This window comes from Embleya sp. NPDC055664, from assembly GCF_053618075.1.
The window spans coordinates 18,791-38,321 of sequence record NZ_JBSHGZ010000005.1; the positions used below are offsets into that span (position 1 = coordinate 18,791).

A 19,531-nucleotide genomic window follows, 5' to 3' on the forward strand; every position below is an offset into this window, starting at 1 on the left:
CATGGAGTTTCGGTTGCTCGGTGCCTTCGAGGCGTGCCACGAGGGGCGGAGCGTGCTGGTGGGCACCCGACGTCAGGAACGGTGTCTGCTGGCCCTGCTGCTCCTCGAAGCCGGGCGCGTGGTCACCACGGAGCGGTTGATCGACCTGATGTGGCAGGGGAGTTCGCCTGCCTCGGCGCGCGGCACGGTGCACACCTACATCGGTCGGTTGCGGGCCCGGCTCGCGCCGTACGGGCTGCGGGTGCGGACCCGGCACGGTGGTTACACGGTGGACGCCGACGCGCATGCCGTGGATGTACGGGAGTTCCTGGAGCTGGTCGGGCGGTCGGGCGGCGCCGCGGATCCGGCGGAGCGGATGCGGTGTCAGGATCGGGCGCTGGCGTTGTGGCGGGGTCCGCTGCTCGCGGATGTGATCGACGATCGGCTGCGCGGTCGGCTGGCCGGGCGGCTGGACGAACTGCGTGTGTCCGCGCTGGAACAGCGTGCCGAGGCTCGGCTCGCGATGGGGTTGCACGATCGGGTCCTGGCCGATCTGGCGCCGGTGGCGGACGAGTTCCCGGCTCGGGAGCGGCTGGTGGCGGCCCGGATGACCGCGCTGAGTCGCGCCGGTCGGCGGGCCGAGGCGTTGGAGGCGTACCGGCGTACCCACAAGGTGCTGGTGAGCGAACTGGGCATCGAGCCGGGAGCGGCGCTGACCACGTTGCACGAGCGCATCCTGTGCGGTGACCCGATCCTGGATCGGCCCTCGGCGCCGGTGTACGCGGTGCGGGTCGGGGAGGAGTGGCTGCCCTGGAACACGAGCGGGCATCCGGCGCTGGAGTTCTGCAACACGTACGCGGGCTGGGGCGGCCCCGAGCGCCCCGGTGCGGACTGGTTGCGCGGCTACGCCACCCTCGCGGTGTGGACGGGGCATCTGGACCTGGCCGACGAGCGGCTGGTCGCGTGGCTGCGTCGGCGGGCCGAGGAGCGGCCCGACGAGGCCGCCGCCGCACTGGCGCGGGCGCGGGAGTTTCGGGCCGATCTGTACGCCTGCCTGACCGATTCGCAGGACGTGCGCGCGTTCAACGCGGTGGCCGAGACGGCTCGGGAGGCGGCCGGGGCGGCGGTGTTCCGGCGCGGCGAGGACGGGCTGGGGCGGTGGCGGTTGTCGCCGGCGGCGGGGTTGGCGCTGCCGGTGTACGCGGTGGCTCGCAGCGCGGCCGAACTCTTGGCGGATCCGCGCCGGTTCCTCGTCCGCAGGTGTCCGGACGAGGCGTGCGGCTGGCTGTTCCTGGATGCGAGTGGGCGGCGGCGCTGGTGCAGCCTGGCGATCTGCGGCAACCGCTGTCGGGGCGCGCAGTGATCGCCGGCGGCCTGAGCCCGGCAGGGCGTGCGTGTGCCGGCGGCGTTTCGGCTGGTGGGAGTGCGGTGTTGGAGTGCTTTGGTGTAGTGATTCGTGCGTGTGATCGGGTCGGGCGGTTCGCCCCTGAATTGCGCATCGCCGGGCGCGGCGGGACGCTGGACGGGTAAGCCCTGCGGCGTTCGGCGAGTCCTGCAGGCCCGGCGGCGCCGGGGGATCGGCGCATGATTGCTTCCCGAGGGCCGGTCGGCGCGCGACCGGGCGGGTTCGCGGTCCGCGTCCCGGCAGGGAGATGGTCATGGACGGCAAAACTCTCGAAGACATGCGCACCGCGCTGCGCGGGCCGGTGATCGGGCCGCACGACGCGGAGTACGACGCGGCGCGCAGGATCTACAACGCGATGATCGATCGGCGTCCGGCGGCCGTCGTGCGGTGCACGGACGCGGCGGACGTGATGGCCGCGGTGGACTTCATCCGCGACCACGACCTAGAACTCGCGGTGCGCGGCGGCGGCCACAGCGGTGGCGGGCTGTGTGTGGCCGACGACGCGGTGACCGTGGATCTGCGGCCGATGCGCTGGGTACGGGTCGATCCCACCGCCCGCACCGCCCGGGTCGGCGGCGGCACCCTGCTCGGCGATCTCGACCACGCCACGCACGCGTTCGGCCTGGGCACCCCCACCGGAATCATGTCGACGACGGGTGTCGGCGGGCTCACCCTGGGCGGCGGACACGGATATCTGACCCGCCGGTACGGGCTGACCGTGGACAACCTGGTGGCCGCGGACGTGGTGCTCGCCGACGGCGGCTTCGTGACCGCGAGTGAGAGCGAACACCCGGACCTGTTCTGGGCGTTGCGCGGAGGCGGGGGCAACTTCGGAGTCGTTACCTCGTTCCGCTTCCGGCTGCACGCGGTGAATATGGTGACCGGCGGCGTCACCGTGTGGCCGGCCGAGCGCACACGGGAAGTGCTGCGCTGGTACCGCGAGTTCCTGCCGCAGGCGCCCGAGGAACTGTACGGCTTCTTCGCGCTGCTGACGGTGCCGCCCGGGCCGCCGTTCCCCGAGGAGATCCACGGGCGCGCGATGTGCGGCGTGGTGTGGTGCTGGAGTGGCGATCCGGACGCGGCCGAGCGGGTACTCGCCGTGGTGCGCGAACCCGGCGCGCCGGCCTTCCACTTCGCCGCGCCGATGCCGTACCCGGCGTTCCAGTCGATGTTCGACGACCTGATCCCCGCCGGCCTCCAGTGGTACTGGCGCGGGGACTTCTTCGATCGCATCACGGACGACGCGATCGAGGTGCACGCCGCGTACGCGGAGAACCTGCCGACGGCGCTGTCCACGATGCACCTGTATCCGATCGACGGGGCCGCGCATCGGGTGGATCGCGACGACACCGCGTGGGACTACCGGGACGCGGTCTGGTCCGGGGTCATCGGCGGTGTCGATCCGGACCCGGCCAACGCGGGGACGATTCGGCAGTGGTGCGTGGACTACTGGCGGGACCTGCATCCGCACTCGATGGGTGGCGCGTACGTCAACTTCATCGGTGAGGGAGAGGGCCACGATCGGGTCGAGGCGACGTATCGCGGGCACTACGACCGGCTGGCCGAGATCAAGCGGAAGTACGACCCGGGGAACCTCTTCCACGCGAATCAGAACATCGTGCCCGCGCGATAGGGCCGGCCTTCGCGGGTTCGGGCCGACGGGGGGCGTCTGGGGGTGTGCCCTACCCCCGGGGCCCGGAATACCCGCTGGGCGCGGTCGTTTGCGGCGGCGAGGATGTGGTCATGACCCAGACGACCACATCATCCCCGGCGACGGCCGCGCCGCGTGAACTCGCACAGGACGCAGGGGCGTTTCGGCTCTTTCTGCGCCGACTCGGGTTTGTGCTGGGCGGGTTGCCGCTGGGTGTCGCCGCCTTCGTGGTCGGGCTCGGCGGATTCGCGATCGGCGTGGTGGGCTCGGTCCTGGTGTTCGGGATCCCGGTCCTGGTCGGGGTGTTGGCCGCGGCCGGGTGGTTCGCCTCGGTGGAGCGGCGGCGGGTGGAGGCGGTGACCGGTCGGGCTCTGCCGCCGCACGGCTACCGGGCGTCGATGGGGACGGGCTTCAAGGCGTGGCTGCGCGCGCTGCGCGACCCGCAGTCCTGGCGCGATCTGACGCACGCGGTGGTGTCCTTCCCGCTGCGGGTGGTGGGCTGTTGCCTCGCGCTGACCTGGACCGTGGGCGGGCTGGGGGAGGTGCTGTATGTGGCGTGGTCGTGGCCGATCCCGCGCGACGAGGGCAAGCAGGGTCTGCTCGACCTGATGTTCGGCGTCTCGTCGCGGGCCGCCGACATCGCGTTCAACACCGGGATCGGTGTGGTGGTGCTCGCCACGGCGGCGCCGATGATGCGGGCGCTGGTGGCGATCCAGGCCGGGCTGGCCCGGGTGTTGCTGACCAACGAGACGGCGGCGTTGCAGCTGCGTACCGAGCAGCTCGCCCAGGGTCGGCGCAGCGCGGTGGCGGCCGAGGCGAACACGCTGCGCCGGCTCGAACGGGACCTGCACGACGGGCCGCAGCAGCGGCTGGTGCGGCTCACCATGGACCTGGAGACGGTGGCCCGTCGGCTCGACGACGACCCCGAGCGGGCCCGGCCGCTGGTCGCCGACATGATCTCGCAGAGCCACGAGGCGTTGACCGAACTGCGGGCGTTGTCCCGGGGGATCGCGCCGCCGATCCTGGCCGACCGGGGCCTGGTGCCGGCGCTGACCGCGGCGGCGGCGCGGTGTCCGGTCCCGGTGACGCTGGCGGCCGAGTTGCCGGAGGGGCGGCGGTTCGCCCCGGCGGTGGAGAATACGGCGTACTTCGTGGTGACCGAGGCGCTGACGAACGTCGCCAAGCACGCCGGGGCCGAGCGGTGTCGGGTGCGGGTGTGGGTGAACGAGCAGGCGTTGTCGGTGGAGGTTCGCGACGACGGGCGCGGCGGGGCGCATCCCGGCAAGGGACACGGCCTGGCCGGGCTGGTCGACCGGTTGGCCGCGGTGGAGGGTCGGCTCGACGTGGTGAGCCCGGTCGGTGGGCCGACCACGCTGACCGCGGAGATTCCGTTGAGCGGGGTGGGAGAGCGTTGATGCGGGTGGTGCTGGCGGAGGATTCGCTGCTGCTGCGGGAGGGCCTGGTCCGCCTCCTCGAGGAGACCGGCGCGGAGGTGGTCGCGGCGGTCGGCGACGGCCCGTCCCTGGTGGAGGCGGTGACCGCGCATCGGCCGGACGTGGCGGTGGTCGACGTCCGGATGCCGCCGACCTTCACCGACGAGGGCCTGCGGGCGGCCCTGCGGATCCGTCGCGAGGTGCCGGGGACGGCGATCCTGGTGCTGTCCCAGTACGTCGAGGAGAGCTACGCCGGCGATTTGCTGGCCGACGGCGGCGGCGTCGGCTATCTGCTCAAGGACCGCGTCTCCCGCCTGGACGAACTCTCCGACGCGCTCACCCGCGTCGCGGCCGGCGGCACCGTCCTGGACTCGGAGGTCGTCTCCGCCCTGTTCACCCGCCGCCGCGACGACCCGCTGGCCGCCCTCACCCCCCGCGAACGCGAAGTCCTCGCCCTGATGGCCGAGGGCCGCCGCAACACCGCCATCGGCCGCACCCTGTCCCTCACCCAGGGCACCATCGAAAAACACATCTCCGCCATCTTCGACAAACTCGCCCTCCCCCCATCCGACGACGACCACCGCCGAGTCCTCGCAGTCCTCACCTGGCTCCGCACCAACCCCTGACCGGGATGGACGGGCCGCGCACAGCGCACGACTCGGGCGGCAATCACTCGGGTTGGGCGTACACGACGACCATCAAGTGACGCGCGGCGGCGTTTGTGAAGTGGGAATCAGTCATTCCGGTACCCGTGGGGTGGCAACGGGCAACCCTCGCGGAACCAGGCTTTTGCGCCGTGTCGCATGCCAGACTCTTCGTCGGAGCTGGGGACGCGCTCCGATCCCCTGATTTCCGATCTTCCGGTGCGCGACGGCCCAAAGGGTGGAGTTCTGCATGGGTACGCCTCTGAGTTTCGGTTCCGAGCTACGTCGTCTTCGGCACCGGGCGGGTCTCTCGCTCGGCGCCTTCGCTCAGCTGGCGAACTACGACAAGGGCTATCTCAGCAAGGTCGAACGCGGGGTTCGACGGCCGTCGTTCGACCTGGCACAACGGTGTGACGCGCTACTGGACGCCGGTGGTCGGCTGAGGCGCCTGGTCGAACCGCAGGGGCCGTCGGACGACTCGGACGACGAGCCCCGCCGGTTCGTGCAGAGGCGGGACCTGCTCGTTACGGGCACCGGGTCGTTGCTCGGCGTGATATTGACCCGGAACGATGGCGATCCTGCGCTGGCGAACCTGCCGATCGAGGCCTCCTTTCGGACGCAGTTCGACCAGATCCGGCAACTTGGCCAAGGTGCCGATCCGAAGGTGCTGCTTCCGCTGCTGGAGTCCCAGACGCGCATGCTGGTGCAGTCGGCGGCCCGAAGCGATGCTCGCGAACGAGCTCGGTTCCTGGTGCTGGCCGCCCGCTTCGCTGAATACGCCGGGTGGATGGCCCAGGAAAGTGGGGACGACCGCAATGCCATCGATCTGACGGCGCAGGCCGTCGAGATGGCCCAGGCGGGGGGAGACGCCGACCTTTCCTCATACGCGCTCGTTCGACGCGCGCTGATCGCGTTCTACAAGTCCGACGCGGAGCAGACGATCGGGCTCGCCGATCAAGCACAGGACAGCGCGCTGCCACCCCGGATCCGAGGTCTGGCGGCTCAGCGCGAGGCCCAAGGACATGCTCTTGCGGGGGACGAACGGGCCTGCCTGAAGAGTCTCGACCGAGCCCGCGACCTGCTCGGCTCCGCAGACGCCCAGACATCCGAAGCACCCGTGATCGGCAGCACGAATCTGGCTGATTCGGTAAGCATGGTGAATGGCTGGTGTCTGCACGATCTCGGACGACCGCGTGCCGCCGTCGAAGTTCTCGATCGCGAGTACCTTCGCATCGCGCCGCGAGCGCATCGCACCAGGATGAGGTACGGCATGCGCCGGGCACTGGCCCACGCTGCCGCAGGTGAGGTGGAGCATTCCTGCGAGATCGCCAAAGAACTGCTCGACGTCGCTTCGATCGTGCCTTCCGCCACAGTCAGGACCGATATACGGCGCCTTGCCAGGGAGTTGCAACGCTTCCAGGCCAATCGGACCGTTCGAGACCTGCAGCCCGCACTTGCGTTGGCGCTCGATCAGACGCGGTAGTGACCTGCGTCGGGGCCGGCACAGCCGGTTGATACAGGCCATTTCGTTTCGTTCGCACTCCGAGGTTCGGGCACGGTGCGCCCTTTTCGTTCGACTTCGGAATTTCGTTCCTTCTCGGAAAAGAGAGAGGCATGCCCGACATCTTCGTCAATTATAGAACCGGAGACGAGGAGGCCACTGCTGCGCTCGTGGATCACGAACTCTCGCGCCGCTTCGGCAGCGAACGGGTGTTCCGCGCCGGCAAATCGATCGAACCTGGCCGGCGCTTTCCCCAGGCGTTGATCACCGCGCTCCGACGCAGTAGCGTCCTGCTGGCCGTCATCGGGTCTGGGTGGATGGAGGCACGAGCCGCGCAGGGCGGACGTGCGCTGGACGATCCCGAGGATTGGACCCGTCGAGAAATCATCGAGGCGCTGGAGAGCGGATCCCTGGTGATCCCGGTGCTGGTCGGTAGGGCCGTCAGACTCGAGCGTGAGTTGCTTCCGCCGGCTCTCGCGGACCTGGCGGACCACCAATATCGAAGGCTGGATCATCGGAACATCGAGGTCGGTTTGGCGCAGCTTGGGAACAATCTCGCCGAACTTGTTCCGCAGTTGGCTGCGGCGGACCGCGATCGTTGCCGCGATGGCGAGGCTCGAGGCGATACCGACATGGCCGTCGAAAAGGAGTATTTCCGGGGCGTGCAGACCCGGGCACACGACGTTCGGCACACCCAGCGAGGTGGTATCGGAAATCTCGTGGGAGATCTGTCGGGCACCTTCATCAGCGAGCCCCAGGCGCCGGTGCATACCGGCACCGGAGACCAGTACAACGCCCCGCGATTCTCCGGGGACAATACGGGGCTGAATTATACCGCCGGTGATAGTTCGGGCACGATACGCCAGAGGTTCGACGGTCGGCACGGAGGCTCGGACAAAAGCCGATGACAACCGACGCCGGCGCCTGGATCCATGAGCCTCGTGGTTCCGTTCACAGCGGATCCGGCACCCAGATAAACTTCAATGTCGCCGGGGATGAGTGGTTCGAGCGAACGTTTCGGGTGCGCGCGGATCCACTCCAGGTCGCCCGCGAGCACAGGATACAGCTCAGCAGACGCTTCATTCCTCCACCGCACTACGGCCGGGCCAGGGACCGACTGGCGACTCCCGGGACAGTGATCCTGCTGGATGGGTCACCGGGGATCGGCAGACGTACCGCGGCGACCATGTTGCTGCACCAACTCGACGTTTCGGAGGAGGGTCGATTCGAAGAGTTGTCGGTGGAGCGGGACGAGGCCATTCTCGACGCCGGTCCTCAGGATCGGTTTCTCCTCGACCTGTCCGATACGGACGACGATGGGTTTCTCCGCTGCCGGCGAACCCTGGCGGCATACCGTGCGGCAATCGGAGTTTGCGGCGCGCGACTGGTCACGATCCTTCCGGCCGGGCGCGAGTATTTGCTCGAGCCCGAGTTCGCTCCGTTGGTCGTTCATTTGGGTCGTCCGCGTGGGACGGCGGTGCTCAGTCGCCATCTTCGCGTGGACGGCGTGGATTTCACGCCTGAGCAGTTGGCTGAAGCGGAGTTGGTTCGGTTGTCGGCGGCTTCGCCGATGCGGGAGATCGCACGTTTCGCCGGGTTGGTCCGAAGGGCTCGGGACAGCGGTCGGTACGGGGGCGACTTCGCTTCCTGGTGCGCCGAGGCGATGGCGGCGGTCACCGACCGCACGGGGGAGGCGGCGGCGCAGGTGAACGCGCATCGCAGCGTTCCGGAGCGAGCGTTATTGCTGGCCGCCGCCATGCTCAATGGTGCCACCGGAGATGCCGTTTTCCACGGTTCCCGACTGCTGCTGAGGAATCTCGATCACCGTGAGGACGAGACGCCTCGGTTGGCGCAGAAGGACTTCGGAGAAGAGTTGAAGTGCCTTCGGATCCAGCGTGACGACGAGGGCCGGGTGGGGTTCGAGCGCCTTGCCTACGACGGAGCGATCCGGACTCACTTCTGGGTCAACTTTCCCGACCTCCGGGAGGGAATGCGTGACTGGGTCGCTCAGTGCGTTGCGATGCCCGCTCTCACGGCGGACGATCGGGGAAGATTGGTTTCCCGCGTGGTCGAGCAGGTGTTGGGCGTCGATCGGCCGGACGACGTTCGGATCCTCGTCGAATCGTGGACGCGCCCGACGGCGTCGCGGCCGTTTCGTGTCGAGGCGGCGGCTGCGCTCGAGACCGGATTGGGCCACGAGCGCTACGGAGCGACGTTTCGTGAGCAGGCCTACACGTGGGCCATCAGTCCCGCCTTGCCGACGAACCTCGTGCACGTCTTGGCCCGTGTCTGCCATCAGGTGATCGCCCGGACTCATCCCAACCAGGCGCTGGTCAGATTGCACCACCTGGCGCTGCATCCGGGTCGGGAAGAGGCCGAGGCGGCGCGTGAGGCCCTGTTCGAACTGGCGGTGTCCAGCGGGCGGTTGTATCGGAGGTTGATCGATCGTCTGCTCCATAGGCAACGTGGTCGGCCCGAACTCAACCTGGCGCTGCTCGTGCGCTTGCTCGAACCGGATGTCCTGCCGTTTCGTAGGTTCTGGCCGGACCTGATCCGCGCGTGGCGCACGGTTATGGCGGAGCGGCCCCCACAGGAATGGGAGGCGACGGTTCGGCGCTGGCTCTCGACCGTTCGGCAGGACAGTGGTTGGGACCCGATGCTCGACGTCTTGACGAGCGCCGCCGCGGATCGACCCGACGCGCTCAACCGGTTGTACGTGATCGCCGGCTCATGGGCCCGAAATGATCCGCCGCCGTTGTCGGATGGCATCCGGAGCCGTGAAATGGTCGCCGACCGGCTCCGGCACAAGATCGACGTCGCACAGGGTTTCGACCCCATGGAAGACGGACCTGACGTATCGGACTCGGGAGAGGCCCAGTGAGTACCAGGAGCAAGAACCTTTTCATCATTCTCGTCTCCGGTCTGGTTCCCGCCGTCCTCGGTGCCATCCTCCGGTTGCCCCTGTGGGCGTGGGTTTCTGTCACGGTCGTCGTCGTCGGATGTGTGGCGTTGTTGCGGGCAGCCGCCAATTCCACGACCGGCCATCCTGCGGGTACGTCGCGGCACAACCCCCCTGCTGCGCCCACAGTGCCGCCCTACCAGCAGACACGCGTGGAGCGCGTGGCGCTTCCCAGCTGCGTGTCCGACTACGACTTCATGTTCTCCGCGACCGTGATGTGGCGGCCCGTTCGGGACGTCTCCGCCGACTCACACATCAGCCCGGCGAGCCTGGCCGTTTCGGCTCTGTTGGGACGGGCCCGCGCGATCGTCGGCCGGGAGCACCCCGAGCACTGCGATTTCGCCGGTCACCTGCTTCGGGGCGCCCTCGGTGAGGTGCAGCAGGATCCTTCCGGAGCAGTGATCGTGCTGGCGATCGATGTGACCTTGACGCTGGATGCGGCGGACGTGGCGAGGTTGCGGGACCTGTCCACGCTCCGCAAGTCGGAGGAGGCATGGGAGTACCAACGCCAGTACGAGCGGAACCAACAGGCATACCTTCGCGACGAGGTCCTCAAGAGCACGGGAAGTGCCGTGGTTTGGTGGCTGGCACGACACGAAGAGGAGGTCGAGAAAGCGGTCGCACTCATCGGGCCACTGGCCCGGATCTCCGCTGCCGCGAATGACGCGGAAGTGTCGGAGCTATACCGACACCTGGTTGCCGCATCCGTCGATGTGGGTGAGGCCGGCGGATCTCAAGGGCTCGGTGATTGGGTGGGCGGGAGGCCCGACGTGGACGCGGTAGACGGTTTTTCCGCCGACTCCGGCGCGTCCTCGTCCGAGGACACCGTGATCGGTCCTTTGGTAACCCTGCTGGCCGGCTTGGGGCTGTCCGGAGAATCCGACCAACGGACAGTGTTCGTGGATCGGATTGCCCGGTCGATGGAGGCCGCCGGAAGGTTTGCCGAAGCTGAGCGGATTCGCCGGAGGTTCGATATCCACAAGGGCGACGACGATGCTCGCCGCTCGTCCGCCGACGAAACCCCCTCCGGCCATCCGCACGCACCCACGGGCGATCCGGAATCGCCGAGGGCCCCGCGATCCGAGCGAACCTCCGACTCTGTCCGTGACAGGCCGACGGACGGTACCGAGGAGCCACCCTTCCCCGGCACGGGCCTTTGGCAGGCGAATCCGACCTCATCCGCACAGGAAGGATCTCCGGAGTACCGGAACGGTCGATACGACGAAACAACTCACTGAGGGGCTGGTCCGATTCCGTGTCGGGAGGTTCCGTTTCGGGTCCCGGTAGGGGTCGGGGTCGAGCGGTGGCGCGGCGGTGAATGGCCGGACGCGGGTGCCCCGATCGCATCGTGATCGGGGCACCCGTTCCTTCCGAATCCACTGTTGTCGTGAAGACTACGGAATGATGAACTATCGGGCGTAAAGCGGTTCCTGACACTTTCCAGCGCGTGATCGGGATGCGGGTGCTTGTGGGGTCTTGTCGGCTTCCCGTTGTCGGATCCGTCGCCGTTGCGGTGGCGGTCGACCCCTGGGTGCCGGGCCGGGTTCGAGATTCGGCCTCCGCGTTGTACTTCAAGCGCTCGACTATGGTGCACGCCCTGAGCCGAACCGTCCGTGACACGGCGTTCTTCGACCCTTCCGCCTATGCCAGCGAACCACCGCAACGGCGACGCCTCCTGGTTGCAATTCGAGGTGCCGGCCCGGTGGATCGGTTCTAGGCACGACCTGACGGGCTTCTTCGACGCCTGGGCACACGGCACGACGGCCCTTGCGGACAAGTACCTCTACCCGGGCACCCTCGGCCCCTTGAAGCCGAACCGGCCCTGAATCGAAGGGCCTTCGGACGAGCCGAGGTAGGCCAGGACGGCGAGGACGCGGCGGTTGGTGTCGTCGTCGGGCGGGAGGCCGAGCTTGGTGAGGATGTTGCGGACGTGCTTGCCGACGGCCGGTTCGGAGATCTCCAGGGCGCGCATGATCGCGGCGTTGGAGCGGCCTTCGGCGATCAACGCGAGGACTTGGCGTTCGCGCGGGGAGAGTGCGGCGACGGGTTCGGCGCGGCGGCGCAGGAGGCGGGTGACGACCTGGGGATCGACGGCGGTGCCGCCCGCGGCGACGCGGCGCAGGGTGGTGGCGAACTCCTCGACGTCGACGATGCGGTCCTTGAGGAGGTAGCCGATCGCGCGTCCGCCGCCACCGGCGAGCAGTTCGGCGGCGCCGTCGGGCTCGATGTACTGGCTGAGGACGACGATCGGCAGGGCCGGGAACGTGGCGCGCAGCGCGAGTGCGGCGCGCAGGCCCTCGTCGGCATACGCCGGGGGCATGCGGACGTCGGTCAGTACGAGATCGGGAACCCGCTCGTGGACGGCGGCGGTCAGCGCCGCGCCGTCCGCGACGGCGGTCACCTCGAAGCCGAGGCGCTCGAGCAGCCCGGTGAGGCTTGCCCGGAGCAGGACGGTGTCCTCGGCCAGGATCAGGCGCAGCGGGTTCACCGGTCGTCCTCCTGTGGATGGGGCGGGCACGGGATCGTCACCCGCACGAGGGTCGGCCCGCCCGGTGGGCTGGATACCCGGATCGTGCCGTCGACGACCGCGACCCGGTCGGCGAGCCCGGTCAGTCCCGTGCCGTCGGCGAGGCGGGCGCCGCCGCGTCCGTCGTCCTCGACGTCGACGGTCAGCCGGCCGTGCCGCACGCGGGCGGTGAGCCGGATGGTGTCGGCGGCGCTGTGCCGGAGCGCGTTGGCCAGCGCCTCGGCGGCGGCGAAGTACGCGGCGGTCTCGACCGCTTGCGGTGGACGGTGCGGCAGGTCGATGTCCGTGCCGACGGGCAGCGGGCAGAACTCGGCGAGTTCGTACAGGGCCGCGCCCAGCCCCCGGTCGGTCAGCACCTGGGGGTGGATGCCGCGGATCAGTTCGCGCAGGTCGGCCATCAGGGTCTTGGCCTGGTCGTGCGCCCTGGCGACGGCCTGCCCCGCAGGGGAGTCGGCGGGCAGGTCCATTCGGGCGAGGCCCAATTGCAGGGTAAGGCCGAGGAGTTGCTGCTGGGCGCCGTCGTGCAGGTCGCGTTCGATGCGGCGGCGCTCGGCGGCGAAGCCGTCCGCGAGTCGGGACCGGGAGCGGGTGACCTCGACGAGGCGGGTCGCGAGCGGGTCGGGGCGGGGCTCGACCAGGGTCCGGGACAGGGCGGCCTGCGCGCGGACGAGGGTGGTGAGAACCACGAGGCCCAGGACGCCCGCGGCGAGCCCGGCGGCGCAGTACGGAAGCGCGTCGGGGACGCTGCGCGCGTGGCCGATGCCGAGCGCCACCGGGCCGCCGCTGCTGCGCGCGACCACGAGCGGCGCGGCGAGCCATACCGGGCACAGGACCGCCCAGATCGCCGCGAGCAGCACCAGCCCGGGCCCGGCGACGGCGACCAGGTACCCGGCGGCGACCTCGCGCCAGGCGCGGGCCGTGGTGTACCTCGCGCGGAATCGAACGGCGCGGGGGCTCGGCTCGGGCTCGGCCGGCGCGGTGGGCGCGGATGCCAGTACGCGCAGCCGGCGGCGTTCCAGGGCGGCCAGCGGAGCCGCGGCCAGGGGCGCGAGACCGACGGTCAGGAGGATCCCGAACAGCAGGAGCGCGGCACGGCGGACGGCGTCCGCCCACGAGGGGACGTCGGCCGGCCGGGTGCACGCCATCGCCACCGGTGTCGCGAATGTGCCGAGGACGACCAGCGCGAGGAGGCCGATGGGCAGGCCGAGGGCGAGGTAGGCGAGCCCGCGTCGCATCCGCCGCAGCCGTCGCCGCAGGCCCGCGCCGGTCCTGCTGTCGGCAGGCGAGTGGTCGGCAGGCACGTGGTCGGCGGTCGCGCGGCTTGCGGACCGTCGAGTGCGGAGCAGGGCAGACGACGGCACGGCGGTCCTCTCGTGATCGTTGGCGGCGGTGCGCAAACCGTACCTACCGTGCCGTCGAGCCCGCCGCCCTCGTCCGGCCCCACGGTTGCGTGCCCGGCGGCCGGCGACGCGGCTCGCGCGGTTCGAAGAGCCCACTCCGATGGACCCCGGTCCTCACGTACGCGCCCCGGCGACTCGCACCGGCCGCTCCCGCGTCGCCTTCCGCGTGGTCACCACGGCGGCCACCACCGTCACGGCGAACGCCCCCGACACGGTGGTCGCCACCATGCCCCACGGCACCACCACGATCGCCGTCCCCGTCGCGGCCGCCGTGCTCCTGGCCGTGCCGGCCATCCCCGCCGCCGCGACGAGACCGCCGAGCAGGAGGCCGATCGTGGTCACGGCACAGGCTTCGACGAGCGCCATCCGTACCACCTGCCGGCGTTCGAGGCCGCCGAGCCGGACGACCGCGAACTCGGTGCGGCGTTCGGCCGTGGCGATGACCAGCGCGTTGACCACGCCGATCAGGGCGTAGACGCCCGCGAGTGCGAGCAGTACCGCGAAGATCTTGTCGTTGCCGTCCTGCTGCGCATCGGCTCTGCCCCGTGCCCATCGCGCCACGGTGGTCGACTCGCCGAGACCCGCCGCGCGGATCCGCTTCGCGACCTCGGCGACGGACACGCCCGGCGCAACCGTCAGCACGGACTCCGCCGGCGCGACGGCGACGAGATCGGCGGGCAGCGCCTCGCGCGGAATCAGGAACTCGTCGCCGATGTCCAGCGTTTCCGGCAGTACCGCGACCACCCGCAGGGTGCGCTCGTGCCCCGCGACGTCGACGCTCACCGTGTCTCCGACGCGCGGGGGACGGTAGCCCTCGGCGGGCACCGCGGAGCCGACGGCCACGGTGTCGCCGCGCAGGTCCGCCAGCGAGCCGGACGCGGGCGCGAGCGTACGGGCCCGTGCGTAGGCGGCCGGGTCGACGGCGATCACCCGCTCGTCGAACACGTGCGGCCGGGCGGCCCCGGCGCCGTCCCGGCGCACCTCGGCGGTCACCGGCACCGGTACGGTCAGCCGGGTCGACACGTCCGCGACGCCCGGGATGCCCGCCAGCCGCGCCGCCCGCGCGCCGTCCGCCGACGTGACGACGAGATCGCCGCGGGTGAGTCGTTCCTGCTCGACACCGATCGACCGCGCCAATACCCCCAACGCGCCCGACAATCCGAGGACCAGCGAGACGAGGGTGATCAGCGGCGCCGCGACGGCCGCGTTGCGACGCGCACCGTCGCGGATGTTCGCCTCGGCCAGCGCACCCAGCGCGCTGCGCCGCAAGATCAGCCCGAACACCCGTGCCACGAGCGGCACGACCAGCGGAGCGAGCGCCGACAGCGCCACCGCGCCGACGACCGCGAGCACCATCGCGATGGTGACCGCGCCGATCATGTCGGCGGCCTGCGCGCCGACGGCGAGCACGATCGACAGGGCGAGGCACGACAGGCCGACGCACCACCGGCCCGGCGTCATCACGCGGGCCGCCGCGCCGGTATCGTGCATGGCCTCCAAGGGGCGGATGCGCCCCGCGCGCCGAGCCGCGTTCCACGAGCCGAGCAGGGCGATGCCGGTCCCGGTGGCGCCCGCGACGAGCACGGCCTTCCAATCCCAGTACGTCGGTCGGAACCCGGCCGGCACGAAGCCGACGTGTTCAAGCAGTCGTGCCTGGACCCACGTGGCGATCAGCCCCAGCGGAGCACCGCACAGCGCACCGACGACACCCAGCAGCAGCGACTCGGCCGCGAGCAACCGCCGCACCTGGCCGCGGCCACCGCCCAACACGCGCAGCAGCGCGAGATCCCGACGGCGCTGGGCGACCGCGAACGCGCAGGTCGAGCCGACGACGAAGACCGCGAGGAACACCACGAGCGGGACCTGAAGCCCCATCAGCATCGCCGCGCCGACGAAGCCTTCGCGCATCTCCTTGCGTTCGGCGTGCGGCAGGTCGGACGGGATGACCGGATCGGACACCGACATCAACACCAGCAGCGAGGCCTGGACGAGCGCGACGCCCAGCGCGATGGCCACCAGCGCGCCCGCGAACAACTGCTTGCGGTCGCGCAGTGTGCTCCAGGAGAGCGTGAACATCGGCTCACACCTCCAGCGACACGAGGCGATCGGCGACGTGCCGCGCGGACGGCCGCTCGATGCGATCGACCACCCGCCCGTCCGCGAGGAACACCACGGTGTCGGCGGCCGCGGCGGCGACCGGATCGTGCGTGACCATGACGATCGTCTGTCCCGCGTCGTCGCACATGCCCCGCAACAGCCCCAACACGGTGCGGGCGGACGCCGAATCGAGCGCGCCGGTCGGCTCGTCCGCGAACAGCACCCGGGGCCGGGTGACCATCGCCCGCGCCAGCGCGACGCGCTGCTGTTGCCCACCCGACAATTCGCGGGGACGATGCCGTCCCCGGTCCGCAAGCCCGACGTCGGCGAGCGCGGACCGGATGTCCTCGCGCCGCACCCTGCGCCCCGCCAGCCGCAGCGGCAGCGCCACGTTCTGTTCGGCAGTCAGGGACGCGACCAGGTTGAAGTTCTGGAACACGAACCCGACCGTGCCGCGCCGCAGTCGGGTCAGGCGCCGGTCGTCCGCGTCCGTCATGTCCTCACCGAGGAGGGTGACGCGGCCCGAGTCGAGCGTGTCGAGTCCGGCGGCGCAGTGCAGCAGCGTCGACTTGCCCGATCCCGACGGCCCCATCACCGCGACCCAGGCGCCGGCCGCGAGCGACAGGTCCACACCGTCCAGCGCCCGCACCCGTGCGTCGCCGCTGCCGTACCCGCGCACCGCCTGCCGCATCTCCAGGACCGGTACATCGGGCCGCGCCGGACCGGGCCGTAGCGGCTCCGAATTCCTCGGCGCGTACTCCACTTTGCCACCTGTGCCGCCCACTTCGTCCTCCCGGCCCCCGCTCGCCGCCACGGTTCGGGCGGTATGCGAAGTCCATCAATATGGGCGGCCGAGGGCACTCCGGGAGGCAGGCGGATCCCGGGTATCCCCAGGCATACCCGGGGTATCGACGGTCCGCGTTGCCGATGCGTCGGCGCTCCCGCCGCCGTACTACCGGTGCGCGCCGTGCACGATCAGCGCCCAGGCCAGGCAGGCGAACGCCGCCGTGTGCAGGAACGCGCGGACGATGTTCCAGGTGACCCACTTGCCCTCGAAGTCCGCGCGGATCGCGGCCGATTGCCCGGTCCGGTCGGGATCACCGGCCTCCGCGAGTCGGTTGTTGAGGGGCACGTTGACGCCGGCGGTGACCACGAAGGCGACCAGGTACAGTGCGAGCGCCGCCAGCACCCAGGGCAACACGGGCCGACCCTGGTCGCGCCAGGCCTGGACGGCGGCCAGACCGAGGAGCGGGATCGTGCCCATGAACGGAAGCATGAAGACCGGGTTGAGGATGGCCTTGTTGATGCCCCGCATCGCCTCGACGAACGTGTGGTCGGACGACCGGCCGAGACCCGGCATGACCGAGTAGGAGAAGGCGGCGAACAGTCCGGCCATCAGCCCCGCGGTGACAAGGGCGGTGAGCAGCACACCGGTCTGCAGGTGTTCCATGGCGCGTCCTCCTGGTTGCGAGTCACCTCGACGACGCGGCCACGAGGGCGTCGCCGCAGGTCAACCATCTGATCTCGGGTGGATCGTCGGCAACGGCCGTTTCCGCAAGGCGCGTTAACCTGACGGTTAACGTCACGGCCGCGACCCGGGGAAGCACCGGTTGCGCCGTACCGTCCGCGCCACCACCCCTCAGGCCGTGGCGGTGACCGAAACGTCCCGGCGGACCGGCGTCACGGCGTCGGCACGGTTGAGCGGGACGAGGGCGACCCAGATCAGCGCGGCGCCGATCGGGAGGAGGTTCAGGTCGGCCATGATGGCCACGAAGCCCACCAGGACCAGCACCGGGGCAGCCGCCGAGGCGAGGCCGCGCCGGGGGCCGACGACCGCGTACTGCACGAACAGCGCGAGCAGGCCGAGCATGAAGAACACCGGGCCGACCTCGTGGAACGCCTGGGGGATCACCGCGGGGACATCGGCGTACCGGTCGGACAACGCGCTCTTCTCGGCCGCGTCGGCCGCCTTCAGCCCGACGACGATGTCGACGACGTCGACGCGGACGAACGCGGCCGGCCCGACGGCGGCCACGGTGGTGCACGCCGGCGGTGATCCGGCGGGCCGGGCCGCCGGCTCCGGCGTCGAGGATCCGGCGGCGCAGTCCCGCGATGACCACGCCGTACAGGAGCAGGGACCCGAGGAAGAGCAGGTGGCCGATGGTCCAGGCGGGGCCGGGACCGTGCTGCCCGTCGATGCAGTCGACGAGACGAACGACACCGTAGGCGCCCATGAGGGCCGGGGCGAGGTGGAAGGCAGTCCTGGTCATGAGCGGTTCTCCCGGGATTTGGAACGGGGTGTTTCCCCTGTCCTCAATCCTGTGGAGAACGACGGTCCCGGAGATCGCCGCGGCCGGTGATCTCCGGGTATGGCCGGCGCGGGGGTCGCCGTCGTGGCGCCCGGGGCGCTCCGCCGGCCTCCTGGCCTGGCGGGGAGCAGGTGCAAGCCTGGTTGGTGGACGGGTGTCGAAGACGGCCGAACTCAAGGGGTGTCGGGCGTCCGCAGCGGTTCGGGGCGGCGGCGACGACGTCGGATGAGCAGCGCCGCGGCAACCAGGAGCGCGCCGACCACGCCCAGCACGATGGGGAGGGTGGTACCGACGAGCACGATCAAGTCGTGGCCGTCACGGGCGTCGTTCGCGGCGGCTTTCACGGACCCGGGGGTCTGTTGGTAGAAGACGTCGGAGACCGGCAGCAGCGGGAGGAAGGCGCCGCCGCTCGGGGCGATGACTCCGGCCACGCGCTGCTGGGACCGCTGCGTGTCGATCACGATGCCGGTCTCGGGGGCGACCCAGAAGGTATCCGCACTCGCCAGCGTGTAGGCGAGTGGTACCGGATCGCTCAATGTGGGCAACAGCGCCGCCAATTGCTCCTTGGCGGCGGGCGGTACGGTCCCGAGCTGGGCGACCAGGGCCAGGGTGGCCTTGGGGACGGCCGGCGGCAGACCGGCGAGCACTTGGGCGTCGGTGATCCGAGTCGGCTGCAGACGCGCCTCGTACACGTAGGTGCCGAGTCCCGACTTGTTCTCCGTGCGTGTGTAGGTCAGCGGGGTCGTGCTCCTGGTTTCCGGCCGCCAGCCGGTGTACGTCCGCTTCTTCGCGCCGAGCGGCCAACTCACCGTCAGGCCCTGGGCCTCGACCACCGTCCAGTCCGCCGGGTGGCTGCCGGCCGGCTCGAGCGTTTTGCGGTTGACGGCGTATTTCCAGTCCGTCTTCTCGACCTGAACGCCTGCGGCGGTCGTCGTCCGGGCGTCGCCGGCCAGGGCCGTGTTGCCCGAGGTCGCCTCGACCTTCACGGTCCGTTCGATGGCCAGGGGGACGTCTCGTTTGACGGCTGTCGCAAGGCTGCCCTTCGCCACCTCCTGGGCGTCGAGCAGGGTTCTGAAACTGCCGATGTAGGACCGCTTGGCGTCGGTGTCGTCGGGCAGTCGAACCACATAATTCGGCGTGATGACGTACGCGAGCACGAATGCGCAGGCGATCAGGATCAGTCCCACCGCGACAGCGACACCGCGGAGCACCGTGTTCGTCCGCATGATGGGCTCTCCCACTGAACTGGTTCTCGATCATGCTCCTGACCGGGCCCGTGTGCCCCGGACGCCCCGCCGGCACGCCTGTGGCCTGCCATCCGGGTGACGCCGCCGACAGCGTCCCCCATCGGACCCTGCCGGCACATTCACAACCGACGCCCTCGAGCCCACGGTCCACGCCGGCCGGGCCGGCGCAGGTGCGGCGGTCGTTCGAGGAAGTCGATGCGGCTATGAAGCCCGCCGACTGGGGTAGTTCGGGGGCCGAGTGCCGAGTGGATCTGCCATTGGTCGCGCTGCTGGGGCGCCGGCGGATGGAGTCCTGGGCGGAGATCGCCGAGGCGTCCCGATCCGCCGGGTTGCTCATGAGGGATCGTCTCGTCGAGAGCGGACGGTGGGAGACGCTCCC

Annotated in this window: 16 protein-coding genes; 9 read left to right on the plus strand and 7 right to left on the minus strand. The window is 70.4% G+C overall.

The features are described from left to right. Position 1: 1 nt before the first annotated feature. The 9 genes from ACWGR4_RS10310 to ACWGR4_RS10350 all read left to right on the plus strand — a co-directional run bounded on the left by ACWGR4_RS10310 (position 2) and on the right by ACWGR4_RS10350 (position 11,398). On the plus strand, positions 2–1,342 hold the full coding sequence (locus ACWGR4_RS10310; protein WP_452132692.1) for a BTAD domain-containing putative transcriptional regulator: 1,341 nt from the start codon (positions 2–4) through the stop codon (positions 1,340–1,342). A gap of 295 nt (positions 1,343–1,637) precedes the next feature. Continuing rightward, positions 1,638–3,017: an FAD-binding oxidoreductase gene (locus ACWGR4_RS10315; RefSeq protein ID WP_452132693.1), complete on the plus strand. Its 1,380-nt coding sequence runs from the start codon at positions 1,638–1,640 to the stop codon at positions 3,015–3,017. A 110-nt stretch (positions 3,018–3,127) separates the two neighbouring features. Beyond that, on the plus strand, positions 3,128–4,450 hold the full coding sequence (locus ACWGR4_RS10320) for a sensor histidine kinase (protein ID WP_452132694.1): 1,323 nt from the start codon (positions 3,128–3,130) through the stop codon (positions 4,448–4,450). After that, a complete protein-coding gene (locus tag ACWGR4_RS10325) occupies positions 4,450–5,094 on the plus strand; it encodes a response regulator transcription factor (protein WP_379998751.1) in 645 nt (214 codons plus the stop codon). Before ACWGR4_RS10320 ends, ACWGR4_RS10325 begins: the two co-directional genes overlap by 1 nt. 268 nt (positions 5,095–5,362) lie before the next feature. Then, positions 5,363–6,595: a helix-turn-helix domain-containing protein gene (locus ACWGR4_RS10330; RefSeq protein WP_452132695.1), complete on the plus strand. Its 1,233-nt coding sequence runs from the start codon at positions 5,363–5,365 to the stop codon at positions 6,593–6,595. A gap of 131 nt (positions 6,596–6,726) precedes the next feature. Continuing rightward, positions 6,727–7,521 (plus strand): toll/interleukin-1 receptor domain-containing protein, encoded by a 795-nt coding sequence (locus tag ACWGR4_RS10335; RefSeq protein WP_452132696.1) that lies wholly within the window; start codon positions 6,727–6,729, stop codon positions 7,519–7,521. Positions 7,522–7,799: 278 nt separating this feature from the next. Next, on the plus strand, positions 7,800–9,494 hold the full coding sequence (locus ACWGR4_RS10340) for a hypothetical protein (protein ID WP_452132697.1): 1,695 nt from the start codon (positions 7,800–7,802) through the stop codon (positions 9,492–9,494). After that, the gene (locus ACWGR4_RS10345) at positions 9,491–10,810 is read left to right on the plus strand and encodes a hypothetical protein (RefSeq protein WP_452132698.1); all 1,320 of its coding nucleotides are present in this window, start codon (positions 9,491–9,493) and stop codon (positions 10,808–10,810) included. Before ACWGR4_RS10340 ends, ACWGR4_RS10345 begins: the two co-directional genes overlap by 4 nt. A gap of 405 nt (positions 10,811–11,215) precedes the next feature. Then, a complete protein-coding gene (locus ACWGR4_RS10350; RefSeq protein WP_452132699.1) occupies positions 11,216–11,398 on the plus strand; it encodes a hypothetical protein in 183 nt (60 codons plus the stop codon). Here ACWGR4_RS10350 and ACWGR4_RS10355 read toward each other — a convergent pair. The 7 genes from ACWGR4_RS10355 to ACWGR4_RS10385 form a co-directional block, all read right to left on the minus strand. Further along, the gene (locus ACWGR4_RS10355; protein WP_452132709.1) at positions 11,356–12,042 is read right to left on the minus strand and encodes a response regulator transcription factor; all 687 of its coding nucleotides are present in this window, start codon (positions 12,040–12,042) and stop codon (positions 11,356–11,358) included. The two genes, ACWGR4_RS10350 and ACWGR4_RS10355, sit on opposite strands and share 43 nt — an antisense overlap. Positions 12,043–12,056: 14 nt before the next feature. Next, a complete protein-coding gene (locus ACWGR4_RS10360) occupies positions 12,057–13,400 on the minus strand; it encodes a sensor histidine kinase (RefSeq protein WP_452132700.1) in 1,344 nt (447 codons plus the stop codon). A gap of 213 nt (positions 13,401–13,613) precedes the next feature. Continuing rightward, the gene (locus tag ACWGR4_RS10365; RefSeq protein WP_452132701.1) at positions 13,614–15,575 is read right to left on the minus strand and encodes an FtsX-like permease family protein; all 1,962 of its coding nucleotides are present in this window, start codon (positions 15,573–15,575) and stop codon (positions 13,614–13,616) included. A gap of 4 nt (positions 15,576–15,579) precedes the next feature. Beyond that, positions 15,580–16,287: an ABC transporter ATP-binding protein gene (locus ACWGR4_RS10370; RefSeq protein ID WP_379999979.1), complete on the minus strand. Its 708-nt coding sequence runs from the start codon at positions 16,285–16,287 to the stop codon at positions 15,580–15,582. Between the two features lie 261 nt (positions 16,288–16,548). Then, positions 16,549–17,046 (minus strand): anthrone oxygenase family protein, encoded by a 498-nt coding sequence (locus ACWGR4_RS10375; protein ID WP_452132702.1) that lies wholly within the window; start codon positions 17,044–17,046, stop codon positions 16,549–16,551. Positions 17,047–17,235: 189 nt separating this feature from the next. After that, positions 17,236–17,631, minus strand: coding sequence for a hypothetical protein (locus ACWGR4_RS10380; RefSeq protein ID WP_452132703.1), 396 nt, complete (start codon positions 17,629–17,631; stop codon positions 17,236–17,238). A gap of 447 nt (positions 17,632–18,078) precedes the next feature. Then, positions 18,079–19,131, minus strand: a complete 1,053-nt coding sequence (locus tag ACWGR4_RS10385; protein WP_452132704.1) for a porin PorA family protein — start codon at positions 19,129–19,131, stop codon at positions 18,079–18,081. Positions 19,132–19,531 lie beyond the last annotated feature (400 nt).

What these genes read in the sequence shown, in the direction of transcription:
- ACWGR4_RS10365 (WP_452132701.1), bottom strand. Translation starts at nt 15,575, where the DNA reads ATGTTCACGCTCTCCTGGAGCACACTGCGCGACCGCAAGCAGTTGTTC.
- ACWGR4_RS10330 (WP_452132695.1), top strand. Translation starts at nt 5,363, where the DNA reads ATGGGTACGCCTCTGAGTTTCGGTTCCGAGCTACGTCGTCTTCGGCAC.
- ACWGR4_RS10385 (WP_452132704.1), bottom strand. Translation starts at nt 19,131, where the DNA reads ATGCGGACGAACACGGTGCTCCGCGGTGTCGCTGTCGCGGTGGGACTG.
- ACWGR4_RS10310 (WP_452132692.1), top strand. Translation starts at nt 2, where the DNA reads ATGGAGTTTCGGTTGCTCGGTGCCTTCGAGGCGTGCCACGAGGGGCGG.
- ACWGR4_RS10320 (WP_452132694.1), top strand. Translation starts at nt 3,128, where the DNA reads ATGACCCAGACGACCACATCATCCCCGGCGACGGCCGCGCCGCGTGAA.
- ACWGR4_RS10315 (WP_452132693.1), top strand. Translation starts at nt 1,638, where the DNA reads ATGGACGGCAAAACTCTCGAAGACATGCGCACCGCGCTGCGCGGGCCG.
- ACWGR4_RS10375 (WP_452132702.1), bottom strand. Translation starts at nt 17,046, where the DNA reads ATGGAACACCTGCAGACCGGTGTGCTGCTCACCGCCCTTGTCACCGCG.
- ACWGR4_RS10350 (WP_452132699.1), top strand. Translation starts at nt 11,216, where the DNA reads ATGCCAGCGAACCACCGCAACGGCGACGCCTCCTGGTTGCAATTCGAG.
- ACWGR4_RS10335 (WP_452132696.1), top strand. Translation starts at nt 6,727, where the DNA reads ATGCCCGACATCTTCGTCAATTATAGAACCGGAGACGAGGAGGCCACT.
- ACWGR4_RS10325 (WP_379998751.1), top strand. Translation starts at nt 4,450, where the DNA reads ATGCGGGTGGTGCTGGCGGAGGATTCGCTGCTGCTGCGGGAGGGCCTG.
- ACWGR4_RS10370 (WP_379999979.1), bottom strand. Translation starts at nt 16,287, where the DNA reads ATGCGGCAGGCGGTGCGCGGGTACGGCAGCGGCGACGCACGGGTGCGG.
- ACWGR4_RS10340 (WP_452132697.1), top strand. Translation starts at nt 7,800, where the DNA reads ATGTTGCTGCACCAACTCGACGTTTCGGAGGAGGGTCGATTCGAAGAG.